The 15,329-nt window shown below is 69.1% G+C and carries 15 protein-coding genes; 6 read left to right on the top strand and 9 right to left on the bottom strand.

Features of this window, described 5'->3' with window-relative positions; genetic code table 11:
* Positions 1-368 precede the first annotated feature (368 nt).
* On the bottom strand, positions 369-1,388 hold the full coding sequence (locus tag ABZ725_RS08795; RefSeq protein WP_358802021.1) for a LacI family DNA-binding transcriptional regulator: 1,020 nt from the start codon (positions 1,386-1,388) through the stop codon (positions 369-371).
* A gap of 302 nt (positions 1,389-1,690) precedes the next feature.
* Between ABZ725_RS08795 and ABZ725_RS08790 the strand changes: the two genes are divergently transcribed.
* From ABZ725_RS08790 to ABZ725_RS08775, 4 genes are read left to right on the top strand one after another with little or no spacing between them, the layout of a single operon-like run.
* A complete protein-coding gene (locus ABZ725_RS08790) occupies positions 1,691-3,082 on the top strand; it encodes an extracellular solute-binding protein (RefSeq protein ID WP_358802020.1) in 1,392 nt (463 codons plus the stop codon).
* A 5-nt stretch (positions 3,083-3,087) separates the two neighbouring features.
* Positions 3,088-4,005, top strand: a complete 918-nt coding sequence (locus ABZ725_RS08785; RefSeq protein WP_358802019.1) for a sugar ABC transporter permease — start codon at positions 3,088-3,090, stop codon at positions 4,003-4,005.
* 2 nt (positions 4,006-4,007) lie between these two features.
* Positions 4,008-4,904, top strand: a complete 897-nt coding sequence (locus ABZ725_RS08780) for a carbohydrate ABC transporter permease (RefSeq protein ID WP_358802018.1) — start codon at positions 4,008-4,010, stop codon at positions 4,902-4,904.
* Positions 4,905-4,953: 49 nt separating this feature from the next.
* Positions 4,954-6,612: a glycoside hydrolase family 13 protein gene (locus ABZ725_RS08775; protein WP_358802017.1), complete on the top strand. Its 1,659-nt coding sequence runs from the start codon at positions 4,954-4,956 to the stop codon at positions 6,610-6,612.
* A gap of 988 nt (positions 6,613-7,600) precedes the next feature.
* Here the strand turns inward: ABZ725_RS08775 and ABZ725_RS08770 are convergent.
* From ABZ725_RS08770 to ABZ725_RS08750, 5 genes are all read right to left on the bottom strand, one after another.
* Complete coding sequence (locus ABZ725_RS08770; RefSeq protein WP_358802016.1) at positions 7,601-8,293, bottom strand: TetR/AcrR family transcriptional regulator; 693 nt, start codon at positions 8,291-8,293, stop codon at positions 7,601-7,603.
* A gap of 40 nt (positions 8,294-8,333) precedes the next feature.
* Positions 8,334-9,212, bottom strand: coding sequence for an SDR family oxidoreductase (locus ABZ725_RS08765; protein ID WP_358802015.1), 879 nt, complete (start codon positions 9,210-9,212; stop codon positions 8,334-8,336).
* Positions 9,181-9,489, bottom strand: coding sequence for an AAA family ATPase (locus ABZ725_RS08760; RefSeq protein ID WP_358802014.1), 309 nt, complete (start codon positions 9,487-9,489; stop codon positions 9,181-9,183). The genes ABZ725_RS08765 and ABZ725_RS08760 overlap by 32 nt, the downstream gene beginning before the upstream one ends.
* A gap of 101 nt (positions 9,490-9,590) precedes the next feature.
* Positions 9,591-9,959, bottom strand: coding sequence for an MmcQ/YjbR family DNA-binding protein (locus ABZ725_RS08755; protein ID WP_358802013.1), 369 nt, complete (start codon positions 9,957-9,959; stop codon positions 9,591-9,593).
* Complete coding sequence (locus ABZ725_RS08750; RefSeq protein ID WP_358802012.1) at positions 9,956-10,351, bottom strand: MmcQ/YjbR family DNA-binding protein; 396 nt, start codon at positions 10,349-10,351, stop codon at positions 9,956-9,958. Before ABZ725_RS08750 ends, ABZ725_RS08755 begins: the two co-directional genes overlap by 4 nt.
* 252 nt (positions 10,352-10,603) lie before the next feature.
* On the opposite strand from ABZ725_RS08750, the gene ABZ725_RS08745 reads away from it, so the two are divergent.
* Complete coding sequence (locus ABZ725_RS08745) at positions 10,604-11,449, top strand: AraC family transcriptional regulator (RefSeq protein ID WP_358802011.1); 846 nt, start codon at positions 10,604-10,606, stop codon at positions 11,447-11,449.
* Positions 11,450-11,475: 26 nt separating this feature from the next.
* On the opposite strand, the gene ABZ725_RS08740 is transcribed toward ABZ725_RS08745, so the two are convergent.
* From ABZ725_RS08740 to ABZ725_RS08730, 3 genes are all read right to left on the bottom strand, one after another.
* Positions 11,476-11,835, bottom strand: coding sequence for a cyclophilin-like fold protein (locus tag ABZ725_RS08740; RefSeq protein ID WP_358802010.1), 360 nt, complete (start codon positions 11,833-11,835; stop codon positions 11,476-11,478).
* Entirely contained in the window at positions 11,832-12,890 is a 1,059-nt protein-coding gene (locus ABZ725_RS08735) for a zinc-binding dehydrogenase (RefSeq protein ID WP_358802009.1), read from the bottom strand. The genes ABZ725_RS08740 and ABZ725_RS08735 overlap by 4 nt, the downstream gene beginning before the upstream one ends.
* Before the next feature lie 72 nt (positions 12,891-12,962).
* The gene (locus ABZ725_RS08730; RefSeq protein ID WP_358802008.1) at positions 12,963-14,399 is read right to left on the bottom strand and encodes a carboxylesterase family protein; all 1,437 of its coding nucleotides are present in this window, start codon (positions 14,397-14,399) and stop codon (positions 12,963-12,965) included.
* A gap of 376 nt (positions 14,400-14,775) precedes the next feature.
* On the opposite strand from ABZ725_RS08730, the gene ABZ725_RS08725 reads away from it, so the two are divergent.
* Complete coding sequence (locus ABZ725_RS08725) at positions 14,776-15,018, top strand: hypothetical protein (protein WP_358802007.1); 243 nt, start codon at positions 14,776-14,778, stop codon at positions 15,016-15,018.
* Positions 15,019-15,329 lie beyond the last annotated feature (311 nt).

Genomic DNA, 15,329 nt, shown 5'->3' with positions numbered 1-15,329 from the left:
GAGCAGCGGATCGAGTCCGTTCAGGCAAAATTGACGCTCCGACACCCAAAAAGAACGTTCCGCAGGTCAGAAGCCTGCGCAGGTGGGGCGGGCGGGACTCGAACCCACGGCCGACGGATTATGAGTCCTTTGAGGATCTTGGCGGTCCTTGCCGATCTACGCTCATCCACGACGTTTTTGCAGGTCAGACACCATGAGTCGTGTCCGCTCTTCTCGACCTTTGCCTGTCTGTTCCTCTCCTTGCGTCCCGAACGTGTCCCGAACGCGTCCAGGATGGACCGGCTCGGTCGACGCGGAGCCGGTTGGGCCAAGCTCAGGGAAGAGGCTCGATCTCGCCCGCAGCGGATTGTCATTCCACCGCTTCGCAGTCACGCCCGCGGCGGTGCCGTGCTCCCCCTGATGACGAGCTGCGTCGGTACGACCACATCGCGCTCGATCTTCTCGCCGCTCAGAATGCTCAGCAGCATCCGTCCAGCAAGCTCCCCCTGCTCCCGCACCGGCTGTCGCACGGTCGTGAGGTCGGTCAGTTCGGCGACGGGGTGGTCGTCGATGCCGATCACCGACAGGTCCTCCGGGATGCGCAGGCCCGCCCGGCGCAGGGTGCGGATCGCGCCGAGGGCCACCTCGTCCGAGTGGGCGTAGACGGCGGTGGGCGGCTCCGGCTGGCTGAGGAGCTTGGCCATGGCGTCCGCGCCCTGCCCCCCGCCCCAGTCGACGGTGACGACGAGGCGTTCGTCCACGTCGATGCCCGCGTCGCGCAGCGCGGCGTAGTAGGCGTTGGAGCGGCCCGAGGGCTGGACCTCGTCCGGCTGGTCGGGGTCGACGGCCGCGATCATCGCGATCCGGCGGTGGCCCAGGAAGAGCAGGTGGTCCATGGCCTGGCGGCCCGCCGTCTCGTCGTCGATGGAGACGTTCGGGTAGGGCGCGTGCTGGCCGCCTGCGGCGATGACCGTGACGCCCATCAGCTCCAGCCGCCGCTGCTCCTCCTCGCCGACCGGGAACGCCAGCACGACCACCGCGTCCACCTTGCGCCTCGCAGGCAGCCGGTTGAAGAAGTCGTGCCGGTCCTCGATGCCGTCGACGTGGTACAGCAGAACGTCCAGGTCGGCCGCGCGCAGCACCGACTCCAGCCCCTCCAGCAGGGCCGCGAAGAACCAGCGGGAGATGTGCGGCACGACGACCGCGATGCGGCCGGTGTCGCCGCCGGCCAGGCGGGACGCCTCGGGGGAGACGACGTAGGAGAGCTGCTCGGCGACCGCGAGGACGCGGCGTCGGGTGGACTCGGCGACGCCGTTCTCGTTGTTGAGCGCGCGTGAGGCGGTGGCCATCGAGACGCCGGCCTCGCGGGCCACGTCCGCCATGTTGATCTTCTGGGAGCTCTGCGCCATGCCGGAAGGTTAACTCACCCGCAGAGGGTTTCGGAAACGCTTCCATGATTCCCGGAAGGGTTTCCGAAGTGGCTCAATGTCGCCTCACCTCGCCCCGTACGGCCATCTGATCATTTCAGCACGTCAAATGCATGTTGCGTTTTCGTTACTTGACAGACCTGCTGGGTCACCTCAGTCTTTCGGCAACGGAAACGCTTCCGAAACCCGCCTCGCACCCTCTGCGGTCTGGTCCGGGAAGCACACCGACCTCTGACTGCCGACCATGGAATGGAGCGGCAGCCGCATGAATGCGAGGAGGCATCATGCCTGAGCAGCACCCCACCTCCCCCGCCAGAACCGTCGGCCGCCGTCTGCGCGCCCCGCTGGCGGCCGTAGCCGCCGCGTCGGCGCTGGTCACGCTCGCCGCGTGCAGCGGGCCCGGCTCCGACGCGGGCTCCGGCTCGTCGGCCGACGCGACCCCGACCGCCGTGAACACCGCCGTCGCCGACACCCCGGCCACGCTGACGCTGTTCTCCGCGGCCGGCCTGGAGACGTACGAGCAGGGCCTGGCCGACGCCTTCCAGGCCAAGTACCCGAAGATCAAGGTCAAGCTGCGGGTCGAGGCGGACAACAACTACAACACCGTGCTGCCGCGGCTGCTGGCCTCCGACTCCGCGCCCGACCTCGCCGCGCCCTCCGACCTCCTCGGCGGGGTGAAGGACAACCTGCTCACCAACCTCGACGCCTACGACAAGGCGTACGGCTGGAGCGGCAAGGTCCCCGCCTCCGCGCTCGCCCCCGGCCGGGTGGCGATGGGCGTGATCGGCGCCGGGTCGCTGTACCAGGCGGGCGGTTCGGCGGGCCCGCTGGTCGGCGTCTTCTACAACAAGGAGCTGGCCGCCAAGGTCGGCATGAAGACCGTGCCCGCCTCGATCGCCGAACTCGAGGCCGTCATGGCCAAGACGAAGAAGTCCGGGATCACCCCGATCGTGGCCTCGAACCAGGACGGTCTGATCGGGCACCTCTACAACCTGCTGCTCGGCGACTACATGGGCGCCCAGAAACTCAGCGACATCGTCTACCACAAGCCGGGCGCCACCCTGGACACCCCGGCCGCGGTCCAGGCCACCGAGACCCTGCAGAAGTGGATCAAGGCGGGTTACTTCGCCTCGGACGTCAACGCCCTCAACCAGGAGGCGTCGTACGGCCAGTTCACCGGGGGCAAGGGCCTGCTCTTCTTCCAGGGCAGCTGGATCACGCAGACCATCGACAAGAACTTCAAGGGCAAGTACGGCGTGTTCCCGATGCCGCCGGCCACCGAGGGCGGACAGTACGCCGGGATGACCAGCAACACCCTCGCCTTCTCCATCGCGGCCCACTCGAAGAACAAGGACGCCGCCGCCCTGTTCCTGGACTTCCTCACCACGCCCGAGGCCGCGAAGGTCGCCGTCGACAACGGGTACGCGGCGCTGACCTCCGGTACGGCCGCCCCGAGCAAGCCGTCCCTGTCCGGCACGTCGACCGAGCAGATCCAGACCGGCTACGCCGCCATCGCCGCCGACAACGGCTTCGACAGCTGGCTGCAGAACTCCGCCCCGGCCGTCAACACCAAGCTGACCCAGCAGCTCCAGCTCCTGGTCTCCGGCAAGGTCGAGCCCGCCGCGATGGTCAAGACCCTCCAGACCACCTACGCCGACGCCCTCAAGAGCAGCTGAGCACCATGCCTTCCACCCGACCGACCAGGGAGGGCGCCGCCGCCCGGAGCCGCCGCAGGCTCCGGGCCCGGCGGTGGGCCGGCTGGCTCTTCGCCCTCCCCGCCCTCGCCTTCTACGGCCTCTTCAACTTCTACCCGGTCCTGCTGTCGATCCAGTACTCGTTCTACGACTGGGACGGCATCGGCGCCTCCACCTGGGTGGGCCTGCAGAACTACACCGAGGTCTTCACCGACTCCGAGCAGCTCAACTCGCTCCTCCACGCCTTCTACCTGATCCTCTTCTTCACCGTCCTGCCGGTGACCCTGGCCCTGATCACCGCCTCCGTACTGCGCCAGATCGAGGGCCGCTTCAGCGGCGCACTCGCCCGCACGCTCCTCTTCCTGCCGCAGATCATCCCGGGGGCCGCCGCGGGTGTGGCCTGGACGTGGATGTACTCCGACAACGGTGTGGTCAACCAGACCCTGCGCGCCGTCGGCCTCGGCGACCTCGCCCGCGCCTGGCTCGCCGACTACACCTGGGCCCTGACCGCCGTCGGATTCATCGGCACCTGGCTGTCCACAGGGCTGTGCACGATGCTGCTCCTGGCCGGCATCGGAAAAATCGACATCAGCCTCTACGAGGCCGCCCGTATCGACGGCGCCGGACCGATCCGCCAGTTCTTCGCCGTCACCCTCCCTGGCCTGCGCAACGAGATCGGCGTCTGCGTCACCATCACGATCATCGCCGCCCTCGCCAGCTTCGACGTCGTCTACCTCGCTACCCAGGGCGGGCCCGGCACCCAGACCATGGTCCCCGGCGTCGCCGTCTACACCCTCGCCTTCAACGACAGCCGCCTCGGCGCGGCCTCCGCGCTCGCCGTCGTCCTCGCCCTGATCGTCATCGCGGTCGTCGTCCCGCTCCAGCGCCTGTTCCGGGAGAAATGACCATGCCCGAACGAACGCAGACCGAACGCACGCCGCAAGGAGCGCAGACCGCACGCGCGACGCAAGGTGCGCAGACCGCACGGACACTGCGCCGCCGCGCCCCCGGACTGATCCTGATCGCGGCCGCCGCGCTCTACTCGGTCGTCCCGCTGCTGAGCATGGTCAGCGCGGCCCTGGCGCCCCAGGGAACCTTCCCCTCGGGCCTGAGCTGGCCGTCCGACCCGCACTGGCACAACTTCGTCGACGCCTGGAACGTCGCCAACATCACGATCCTGCTGAAGTCCAGCACCCTCATCGTGCTCGGCGTGGTCCCGGTCGCGGTCCTGATCTCGACGATGGCCGCGTACGCGATCGCCGTGCTGGAGATCCCGCTGGGCCGCGTCTTCTACGTCGTCCTGGTGATGACGCTGACCCTGCCGTACGAGATCGTGATCGTCCCGCTCTACGAACAGACCAAGGCCATGGGCCTGTTGGGCAGCCAGTGGGCGCTGATCCTCCCCCTGATCGGGATGAACATGCCGTTCGCGGTGTTCTGGATGCGAGCCCACTTCGCCGGCGTGCCAAGGGAGTTGTCGGAGGCGGCGGGCATCGACGGCGCCGGGCCATGGCGGGCCCTGTTCCACATCCACCTGCCGCTGGCCCGCCCCGCGATCGCCTCCCTGGCCCTGCTGATGTTCCTCTCCACCTGGAACCAGTTCCTGCTGGCCCTGGTGCTGATCGACGACCCGGACAAGCGGACGATGGCCGGCGCGCTCCAGGCGTTCACCACCAAATACGCCACCGACCAGGTGCTGTTGAACGCCGGCGCCCTGCTCATCATGGCCCCCACGATCCTCGTGTTCCTGTTCCTGCAACGCCACTTCGTCAAGGCGCTGCTCCAGGGCTCGGTCAAGGGCTGACCCCCCACCCCCCACCACCCTCTTCTTCAGACAGTCAGGACCGAGCACCATGACCGACCCCACCCCCACCGCACCGCACCCCGACGCCGACGCCGACTGGTGGCGCACGGCCGCCATCTACCAGGTCTACATACGCAGCTTCGCCGACGGCGACGGCGACGGAACCGGTGACATCGCGGGCTTGCGCTCCCGCCTGCAGTACCTGGCCTACGTCGGCGTGGACGCGATCTGGATCAATCCCTGGTACCCGTCCCCGCTGGCCGACGGCGGCTACGACGTCTCCGACTACCGGGACATCCACCCCGCGTACGGCACCCTCGACGAGGCGAAGCAGCTGATCACCGAGGCCCACGAGGTCGGCCTGCGCGTCATCCTGGACATCGTCCCCAACCACACCTCCGACCAGCACGTCTGGTTCCAGCAGGCGTTGGCGGCCGGGCCCGGATCCCCGGAGCGCGACCGGTTCATCTTCCGCGACGGCAAGGGCGAGGACGGAAGCGAGCCGCCCAACGACTGGCACGCGGCCTTCGGCGGCCCCACCTGGACCCGCACGGCCGACGGCCAGTGGTACCTCCACCTCTTCGCCCCCGAACAGCCCGACCTCAACTGGGAGAACCCGGAGGTCCGCGCCGAGTTCGAGTCGATCCTGCGCTTCTGGTTCGACCTGGGCGTCGACGGTTTCCGCATCGACGTCGCCCACGGCATGGTCAAGGACCCGGCGCTCCCCGACCTCGGCCTGACCGAGTTCTCGGTCCTGACCGGGGAGGACCAGCAGGACCACCCGCACTGGGACCGCGACGGTCTCCACGACATCTTCCGCAGCTGGCGCGCCATCGCCGACAGCTACCCCGACCCGCGCGTCTTCGTCGCCGAGGCCCACGTCCGCCCCAGCCGGATGCCCGAGTACCTGCGCCCCGACCAGCTCCACACCGCCTTCAACTTCGACTTCCTCAAATGCCCCCTGGAAGCCGACAAGCTGCGCGAGGTCATCGACCGCAGCATCACCACCCTCGCCGCCGTCGAAGCCCCCGCCACCTGGGTGCTGTCCAACCACGACGAGACCCGCCACGTCACCCGCTACGGCCGCGCCGACACCGGCGTCCAGGCCCTGTTCCGGGACAAGCCCATCCCCACCGACCTGGCCCTCGGCACCCGCCGCGCCCGCGCCGCCGCCCTCCTGATGTTCGTCCTGCCCGGCAGCGCGTACGTCTACCAGGGCGAGGAACTCGGCCTCTACGAAGTCGAGGACATCCCGGAGGAACTCCTCCAGGACCCCATCTGGGAACGCACCGGCCACACCGTCCGAGGCCGCGACGGCTGCCGCGTCCCCCTCCCCTGGACCGGCGACACCCCGCCCTTCGGCTTCAGCACCTCAGGCGCGCCGCCGTGGCTCCCCCAGCCGCAGGACTGGAAGGCGTACACGGCAGAAGCGAACCAGGCCGACCCCGCCTCCATGCTCCAGCTCTACCGCTCCGCCCTGCGCCTGCGCCGCACCCACCCCGGCCTCACCGGCGAGGACTTCCGCTGGCTCGACAGCCCCGCCGACACCCTCCTCTTCGAACGCGGTGAGGGCCTCCTCTGCGCGGTCAACCTCTCCGACCGGCCCATCCCCCTCCCCACCGGCTACGGCCCCCTCCTCATCTCAGGCCCCCTGGACAAGGACGGCCTCCTGCCTCCCGACACCACGGCCCTGCTGTACCGCGACTGACCGACGGACGGCGACGGAATCACCCGCCGACCTCCCCCACGCCCAGTCGCGCCCTTATCCGCCAGGGCCTGTCCGGTGTCCACTCCCCGCCGACCGGACAGGCCCTGGTCTCCACCTACACGAGTCCACCGGAGGTGCCGAAAACGAAGGCAATGACAGGCCGCCACGAGAACGGTCGCCGCATAGCGGACCGCGCCCTCGTCGTACCTCGCGGCCTCGACCCGAAGCCCCGTGACGGCGTCGACGACATGACAACGGACGAGCGGCTTCCGTTTCCCTGCGTCCTACGAGCGTCCCGAATTCGACGTCCAGCCGCTCACACTGACCGTATTCGGCGACCTCCCGAACCGTGGCGCCACCGCATCTGTGCAGGTCAGCCGAGCTCTCACTGCTGCCGACGGCAACGACGCCGAGCCCACGAGCAGCGGATTCGGCCCGCCCAGGCAAAGTTGACGCCCCGACACCCAAAAATGAACGTTTCCGCAGGTCAGAAGACTGCGCAGGTGGGGCGGGTGGGACTCGAACCCACGGCCGACGGATGATGAGTCCTTTGAGGATCTTGGCGGTCCTCGCCGATCAACGCACATACCTGACGGCGGTATCGGTTCACCTCCGCTTGCGCGGAGAGCACCGTCATCTGCTGGCCTTCCGGTTCAGTAGGTGTTTTTCAACTCGCTTCCTTGGACTGCGTCCGGCAGTCCGGGAGCGGTTGATCTTTGTTCCGGAACGGGGTGTGCATGCCGCAGGGACTTGATGGACCGGGGCGATGAAGATCCTGTCGCCTCGTGTCCTGCGGGCTTGAACGGTTCAACTCCGCTTGTCCCTGGGATCACAACACGGTCCCGGCTCAGCTGTTGGCCGCTGTTGGTTACTGGGAGGACCGGTCGCGCTCGCCCGTATTTGTTGTCGGTCGAGTCACCCATACCTGCACGTGTCGCGGTAAGGCGACGTATCGGGGTCCTGGCAGCGCGAACTGGTGGTCCGGGGTTCAGGATCCGGTGCGATAGCGGGTGAGCATGAGGGCGACGGCTTCGTCCACGATCGTGGTGTCGGTGGGGTCGGGCGGGACGAAGTCGGTGCGTACGAGTTGAGGCCACAGGAGCTGGCCGCAGATCATGCCGAGGAACTGTTCGGCCACTGCGGATGCCGGTTGTGGCTGTCCGTCGGCCGAACGGAAGTCGAGTGTGCCGGCCTGCGCTTCGGCGTCCAGGTAGTCGCGGAGCCGGTCGAAGAAGGGTCCGCGGTCGATGGCGAAGCCGGTGCCGACGATGTCGGCGAGTTCCGGCATCTGGGGAAGTTCGGTGATGATGAGGCGGCACAGCGCCGCCGTGCCGGGCCGCGAGACCAGGCAGGCGTAGTCGCGGCCGATGTGGTCCAGACCGTACCGGGGATCACCGGGCGGGGGCGGTTCGGCGTACTGCACGTCCAGCTGCCACTGCTCGGAGGTGACGGCCGCGAACAGCGCGGCCTTGGAGGGGTACCGCTTGAAGAGGGTGCCGGTGGAGACGCGGGCCTCCCGGGCGATCTGGGCCAGGGAGGCCTTGTCGTATCCCCGGGCGAGGAAGAGGTCGCGGGCGGCGCGGATGATGCGCGCGCGGTTCTCCGCTTTGATCTGCGCGTGATACCCGGCCTGGCACGTATCGCCACCGGTTTCCGCTCGGTCACGGTCCGCCACCGACATACCCACGCCCCTCGCCCGTCTCCCAGCCGCATCCTCACTGTCAGAGAACGGTCTGGCCACCGTCCAGGATAAGGTCCTGGCCCACGGTGAAGGCCGAGGCATCGGAGGCCAGGTACACGACGGCTTCCGCGACCTCCCCAGGCATACCCATGCGTTCCAGAGGGATGCCGGAGCTGATCGCCTCCAGAACCGCCGCCTGCTGCGCGGGATCCTCGATCCCGAGCTTCGAGTACAGCGGGGTGTTCACCGGGCCGGGGCTGATCGCGTTGAACCGGATGCCGTGCGACCTGAGCAGGTCCGCGTTCCACGACCGCATCAGGGAACCGACAGCCGCCTTCGTCGCGGCGTAGGCGTTCGACTGCCCGTAGCCGCCGTGCGCGCTGTTGGACGCGTTGAGGATGACCGAGGACGAGTCGGCCAGCACGGGCACAAGGGCCTGTGTAAGAAAGAAGACGCTCTTGACGTTGATGTCGAAGAGCCGGTCGAAGCTGTCCTCCGTGTGGTCCTCGAACGGCCTCCAGTCCGAGACTCCGGCGTTCAGGAACGCCACGTCCAGCTTCCCGAAGTGCTCACGCACCCGCTCCGCCAGGCCGCGCTGCGCATCGAGATCGCGCGCATCGGCCTGCACCACCGGCACCTTGTCCCCGAGGATCTGCCGCGCCTTGTCGATGCTGGCCGGGGTGACGCCTGTGACCAGCACGTCGGCCCCCTCCGCGATAAAACGCTGCGCGGTCTCCAGACCGATCCCACTCGTGCCGCCGGTGATGAGGGCGCGCTTGCCCGCAAGACGATTCATGTTCATTGTTCCTTGCCGAGTCGTGAGGTAAGTCGATGGACTCACCACTTGAAGGTAACCTCCGCGCCACCCTTGAGGCAAGTCGTTCCACTTACCATCTGTGGCCTGGACCGGTTCGGCCACGCCTGGAAAGGGAGAAGGTGGCCGACACCGGCTCGAAGGCCATGTCGCTGCCGTCCGCGAGGAGCCGGGCGATGGTGGTCTTCCCGACGCCGGGCGGCCCGCAGGATGGTGGGGCTGAGGCGCTGCTGGACGACCGTGCGGGCCCGGCAGCGGTGTCCGCGGCCAAGAGGTGGTCCAGCCCGACGGCGTCGTCCAGCTTTGTGGGGCGCAGGCGGTCGGCGACCGGCCGGGAGGGCTCCTCGTCGAAGAGCGGCAGGATCACCACGGTCGGTTCCATCGGTCTCTCGGGTCGCAGGCGGGCGTGTGCGGACGGGGCGAGCCCTTTCACGGGACGCTGACGAGCGAGGGCTCAGTCGTTCGCGGGGAAGCTCGCGGCGCTCATCGGGCACCGGCGCGGTCGCGTCGCGGCAGCCGCTCGGCGACGAGGTCGTAGGAGTCCTCGACCGCGTCGGTGACCAGCCGCTCGGTGATGCCGGGTCCAGGCCCGAGCGAGATCCAGTGCCTTTTGTCGAGGTAGCGGCCCGGTGTGATCGAGGCGTGGCCGCGTACGTGAGCGCGGGCGTGCTCGGGTTCGCACTTGACCGTGATGATCTGCTCGTCCGGGTCGTCGGTGACGATCAGGAACACCTTGCCCGCGACCTTGTACACGTCGAGTCCCGGCGTGAAGGGGTAGCCGTGGCTGACGTCGGGGAGGGCCAGGGCCGCCTGGCGGGCGGTGTCCTGGAGCCGGTCACCGGCCGCGGTCACCGGCCCGCCCGCGTGCCGGTGCCGTAGGTGCGCGGGTCGACAGGCCGCTCGGCCCTGGGCAGATGGGCGACGACGAGCCGGTAGGAGTCGGTGACGAGTTCCCCGACGAGCTCCTTGTCGACGCCTTCTCCGCGCTCCAGGGTGATCCAGTGCTTCTTGTTCATGTGGTAGCCGGGGGTGATGTGGCTGTACTGCTCCCGCAGGGCGTCGGCCTCGCCGGGGTCCGCCTTGAGGATCACGACGGGACGCCCCGGGACATCGGTCATCAGCATGAACACCTTGCCGCGCACCTTGTAGACCTCCCAGTCGGGGCCGAAGGGGTGCTCCAGCTGGGCTCCGGGGAGTTCCTCCGCGCAGTCGGCGGCGGTCTTGTGCAGGGCCGATCCGTTCATGGGTAGTGGGCCTTCTCGGGTGGTGACGGACTGTGGCATCGAAGGAGGCGGAGGGCGCGCCGCGCGGACGCGGTGGCTCGTCCCATCCTTCCGTCGAAGCCGACGGGAAGGGCGGTAGGCTGCGGACACGTGATGGTCGACAAGCGACACTCCGGGCCGAGCGGGCCGAGCGGGCCGAGCAGGCAGGCCGGACCAGCTGCGGTTCCGCTGTACGGTTTCCAGCCCCCGGTCGGTACTCCGTACGGCCTTGAGGTGAGTACCGTCGAGGATTTCTTCGCCCAGCACGACGACTGGCCGTGGAACCCGCCCCGTCCGGGCCGTGCCACCTTCCACTACCTGATCCTGGTCACCGAGGGCGAGTTGCGGCACGACGTCGACTACGTCACGCGGACCGTCGCCCCCGGCCAGTGGCTGTGGGTGCGTCCCGGGCACGCTCAGTGCTGGCATCCGCCCGGCGCGGCCCGCGGCCCGTTCATCCTGTTCGAACCGGACGTGCTGCGGCCCGACCTCGCCCGTCTCCTGGCCCCGCTCACCGCGCATGAGGCCCCTGCCGTGCTCAGCCCGCACCCCGACGACACCGCCTGGCTCCAGCAGACGGCACTCCAGCTCCTGGACGAACACCGCGCACTGGGGCGTCGCCCCCTCGTCATCCACCACGCCCTGCAGCGCAGCCTGCTCGAATCGCTGCTGCTGCGCCTGGCCAACTCCCCGGGCATCGTCCCCGTCGGCACGGCCACGGCCGGCACGGGCCGTGCCGACAGGTACGGGCGCTTCCTGGACGCCTTGGAGCTGCACTTCCGCGAACTGCACCAAGCCGCGGACTACGCCGAGTTGCTCGGCTGTTCGGTCCGCACCCTGAGCCGTGCCGCCCGGGACGCCACCGGCAAGGGGGTACGTGAACTCATCGACGAGCGGCGCCTCCTGGAAGCCCGGCGCCTGCTGGGAGGTGCCCGGTGGGATGCCCGGACCGTGGCCGCCCACCTCGGCTTCACCGACCCCGCGAACTTCGGCCGCTTCTTCCGCGACCGCACCGGCCTCACCCCGGCCGCCTTCGCGGCCGGCGAGGCCACGACCGTCCCCCCTCCTCTCCCTGGTTGACGATCCCGGTGGTCTCCGGCTGGGTCTCAGTCGACGGCCTCGATGGTGACGTCGACCGTGCCGTCGTACTTCTTGAGGGCATCGGCCCCCGAGTCGACCTCGCCGAGGACGATGATGCCGGGGTCGGGGATGGACTGGCCGTCGTGGTCATAGAAGACGGCCATGTCGGGACCGGGTGACCAGTAGGCGATGTCGCCGATCGCATAGCTGGACCGCGGCTCGCCGCCTGCGGTGAGAGACCGGGGCAGGTGACCGTACTTCTCGCGCTTGAACAGGTCGTTCATCTGCAGCGTCAGCGGAAGCAGCGAGGCGAAGTCGCGTGCCGTCGCGTTGTCGTCGAGGGTTGCGTTGAGGACGGTTTCTCCGGCGGTCAGTCGGATTCTCATAGGGGTTCTGCCCTCTGGGGTGTTGTGGGAGTGATCGTCGGCAGGACGACGACGTGCTTGCCCGGCGTGGTGCCGGACTCGACGTCGGCCTGGGCGTCACGGACCTGTTCCAGGCCGTGGTAGACCTTCGCGACCGGGACTTCGAGGCTCCCTGCGGCGATGGCCTGGAGCTGGCGGGCGAAGACGTCGGCCGGGAGGTCGGCGGCCTGACCGCCGTAGGACGTCAGCCGCACCCCGTTGGGGATCATGAACGGGGTGAAATCGGGGATCGTCCACTGGCCCGCCAGGGCTCCGGTGAAGCAGACCGTGCCGTGCCGGCGGACGGTGCGGAGGGTGTCGGCGAGGACCGAGCAGCCCACCAGCTCCAGTACGGCGTCGACACCCTCCGGCATCAGCTCGCGCACCTGGTCGGCGATCGTGCCGTTGTCGACGAGGGTATGGTCGACGCCCGCGGCCCGCAGTCCCCCGGCCCTCTCCGGGCTGCGGGTGGTGGACAGCACGGTGGCTCCGAGGTCCTTCGCGATCGTGGCCGCGCTCAGCCCGACCGTGGAGGTGCCGCCGCGGATCAACAGCGTCTGCCCGGCCTTGAGGTCCAGGCCGGTGGTCAGCGATCCGTAGGCGGTCTGGAACATCTCCGGCAGCGCACCGACGACCTCCCATGGCAGGCCGGTCTCGAACGGGATGACCTGTGCCGCGGGGACGGTCACGTACTGGGCGTAAGCACCGTCGTACGAACGGCCCATGCCGCCCATCATCGTGGCCACCTGCTGTCCCGGCCGCAGCGCGCTGTCCTCGTCGGCCTCATCGACCACGCCGACGCCCTCGATTCCGGGCACGCGCGGGTAGGTGACCACCGCGTCCGACTCGCCCTTGCGGGTGGTGACCTCGGACTCGTTGACGCCGAACGCCTTCACCCTGATCCGCACCCAGCCGGGCTTGCGTACGGGCACCGGAACATCCTTGATCTCCAGTGCGTCGAGGCCGCCGGGCCGGGTGACGACGACGGCCCGCATCGTCGCCGGTGCGGCGTCGCCGGCTGCTGTCGGTCGGCTCATGTCGAGTTCCCTAACTGTGGTCGCCAACTGTGCTCGCCCCCAGGTGCGTTGTTCCGGATCGCCCGGTGGCCGTCAGGGGCGGGCTATGTTCTCGAACAGGTCGAGGACCGCCTGGTAATGGGCGCTGGGCTCGTAAGGAGGGTTGCCGACACTTCCCGAGGTGGGCCGGTCCGTGACGGCGGGCCACAGGCGGGTCTGCTCGCCGGTGACGAAGTCGAGGACGATGTCGCGGATACGCGTGTCACGGTCGGCCTGTTCAGGGCTGCGGCCCGGCTGTTCCTGGCCGACCAGGGCGTACATCTCGGTGCCGTGCACGGCGGGCGCACCCTCGGCGGGCCCGATCATGAGGAGATGGGCGTTGCCGCCCGCGGCGGCGTGGGCCAGAGCACCGCGAGCGGCAGGGAGCGTGAAAATGTAGTCCGTCAGGGACGCGGCGCGGACCTCGGCAGGGGTGCGGCCGTCCTGGTCGTAGGTATCGACGATCTTCTTGGCGCGGGAGCGGGGAATGCGCCACCCCGCGAATTCGTCGGTGACGCGGTCGACGGCGTGCGGGTCGAACCGGTCGAGGTCGTTCGCCACCCACCAGCCCATCTCGTCACTGGCCGTGCTCAGGAGGACGTCGATGTCCCGGTGCGAGCCCGAGGCCAGGACGTCCAGGGGGTGGGCGTGCAGCACCCCGCCGGGCTGTTCGGCGTCCAGGACGACGCCGAGGCTCTGGTTGTCCATCCCGCCACGGACTCCGAGATCCGTCGGACAGACCGTGCGCAGGGCGGCCACCAGGGAGGCCGCGTCGAGATCGATCAGCTTGTCGGGGTTGCCCGCGACACCGAGTTCGGTGACGAACCGCTCCGCGAGCTCCTCGGCCCACCAGGCCGGGACGAGACGCGAGGGCGCGCCGGAGAACCCGGCCAGCCGCCGGTACAGGCCGTCCGCGGAAGAAGCACCGAGCAGCCCGAGGGTGGAGTAGGCGCCGGCGCTGTGGCCGAAGACGGTGACGTCGTCGGGGTCGCCACCGAAGTGGGCGATGTTCTGCTTGATCCAGGCAAGCGCGGCGATGACGTCCTGCAGGCCCAGGTTGCTGGCCTCGGTGAGCCGCCCGCCGTACTGCGAGAGCGAGAGCGCGCCCAGTGCGCCGAGCCGGTGGTTGACCGACACGCTCACCACGCGTCCCGTCGCGGCGAGACCGGCGGCGTTCGAGGTCGTCTGCGTGTTCGCGCCGAACTCGAATCCGCCGCCATGGATGTACACGGCCACCGGCAGCGTCTTCCCGGCCGGCCGCTCGGGGGCCCACACGTTCAGGTTCAGGCAGTCCTCGCCCGTCCCGCTGTCCGCTTCGAGCCAGTCGCCGCTGTCGGGCTGGACGGGGGCGACGCCCTTGCGGTCATAGGGGCGGTCCGGATCGAAATCCGCGACCACGGGCCGGCGGTACCGCTCGGCGGTGGCGAACGGGATTCCCCACCAGGACCGCACCCCTGGTGCAGTCGGAGCCTTGGACGCGGTCGCGGTCATGACGTGAGATTCCTTCCGGTGCGGTCGGGTATTTCGCGCGGCGTGACGGCGGCTGATCGCTCGCAATGACGCTCCCCAATCATTTCCCGTGACCCCACAAAGCACCTGGCAGACAGCGGTCACCTAATGGTCACCAGGCGACACTTGTCTGCTCCTCCTCTTCTTCTCGTGGCCGTCGCCACCGGGCAGGCGAGGGCGACCTGAGGCCCTGCCGTCAGCGGATTCCCTGGCTCGCCACGCCGACTTGCCCAGGAGAGCCGGTACAACTCGCGGGCCCGAGCATGCCCGCTGATCATGCTGCCGCATCGGGCGGTGATCTTCCCGGCCTCGCCCAGGAACGCGAGCCGGCTGCAGAAGTCGACGGGTGTGGTGTGACGTGGCTCGGGAGGGCTTCGTTGATCTTCTGAGGTTCGTTCTCGGGGGGCCTGTACCCACCCTAGAAAACAGCCCGGCCGGCACACTTCTCTTCGAACGCGGCAACGGCCTGCTGTGCGCGATCAACCTCACCGACCACCCGATCCCACTCCCCGACGCCGGCAGCCCCCTCCTCGCCTCAGGACCAGTGACCGAGGACGGGCTGCTGCCGCTGGACACCACCGTCCTGCTGCACCTGGACTGACGGGCGGACCGCGACGGGATCACCCCAGCCAGCCTCCCCCGCACGGTCAGTCGCGCCCGAAGACGAAGGCATGGCGGGCCGCCACGAGAACGGTCGCCGCTAGCGGACCGCGCCCTCGTCGTACCTCGCGGCCTCGACCCGAAGCCCCGTGACGGCGTCGACGGCGTCGACGGCATGACAACGGACGAGCGGCTTCCGTTTCCCTGCGTCCTACGAGCGTCCCGAATTCGACGTCCAGCCGCTCACACTGACCGTATTCGGCGACCTCCCGAACCGTGGCGCCACCGCATCTGTGCAGGTCAGCCGAGCTC

The sequence above is a fragment of the Streptomyces sp. NPDC006872 genome (assembly GCF_040635845.1).
Lineage (GTDB): Bacteria > Actinomycetota > Actinomycetes > Streptomycetales > Streptomycetaceae > Streptomyces.
Note: the sequence above shows the minus strand (reverse complement) of the source record. Positions and strands in the feature narration are given on the sequence as shown.

Coding starts and splice junctions, on each gene's coding strand:
- ABZ725_RS08795 (WP_358802021.1), bottom strand. CDS start 1,388: ATGGCGCAGAGCTCCCAGAAGATCAACATGGCGGACGTGGCCCGCGAG.
- ABZ725_RS08750 (WP_358802012.1), bottom strand. CDS start 10,351: ATGAACGGATCGGCCCTGCACAAGACCGCCGCCGACTGCGCGGAGGAA.
- ABZ725_RS08730 (WP_358802008.1), bottom strand. CDS start 14,399: ATGACCGCGACCGCGTCCAAGGCTCCGACTGCACCAGGGGTGCGGTCC.
- ABZ725_RS08770 (WP_358802016.1), bottom strand. CDS start 8,293: ATGTCGGTGGCGGACCGTGACCGAGCGGAAACCGGTGGCGATACGTGC.
- ABZ725_RS08785 (WP_358802019.1), top strand. CDS start 3,088: ATGCCTTCCACCCGACCGACCAGGGAGGGCGCCGCCGCCCGGAGCCGC.
- ABZ725_RS08775 (WP_358802017.1), top strand. CDS start 4,954: ATGACCGACCCCACCCCCACCGCACCGCACCCCGACGCCGACGCCGAC.
- ABZ725_RS08740 (WP_358802010.1), bottom strand. CDS start 11,835: ATGAGAATCCGACTGACCGCCGGAGAAACCGTCCTCAACGCAACCCTC.
- ABZ725_RS08780 (WP_358802018.1), top strand. CDS start 4,008: ATGCCCGAACGAACGCAGACCGAACGCACGCCGCAAGGAGCGCAGACC.
- ABZ725_RS08735 (WP_358802009.1), bottom strand. CDS start 12,890: ATGAGCCGACCGACAGCAGCCGGCGACGCCGCACCGGCGACGATGCGG.
- ABZ725_RS08760 (WP_358802014.1), bottom strand. CDS start 9,489: ATGGAACCGACCGTGGTGATCCTGCCGCTCTTCGACGAGGAGCCCTCC.
- ABZ725_RS08790 (WP_358802020.1), top strand. CDS start 1,691: ATGCCTGAGCAGCACCCCACCTCCCCCGCCAGAACCGTCGGCCGCCGT.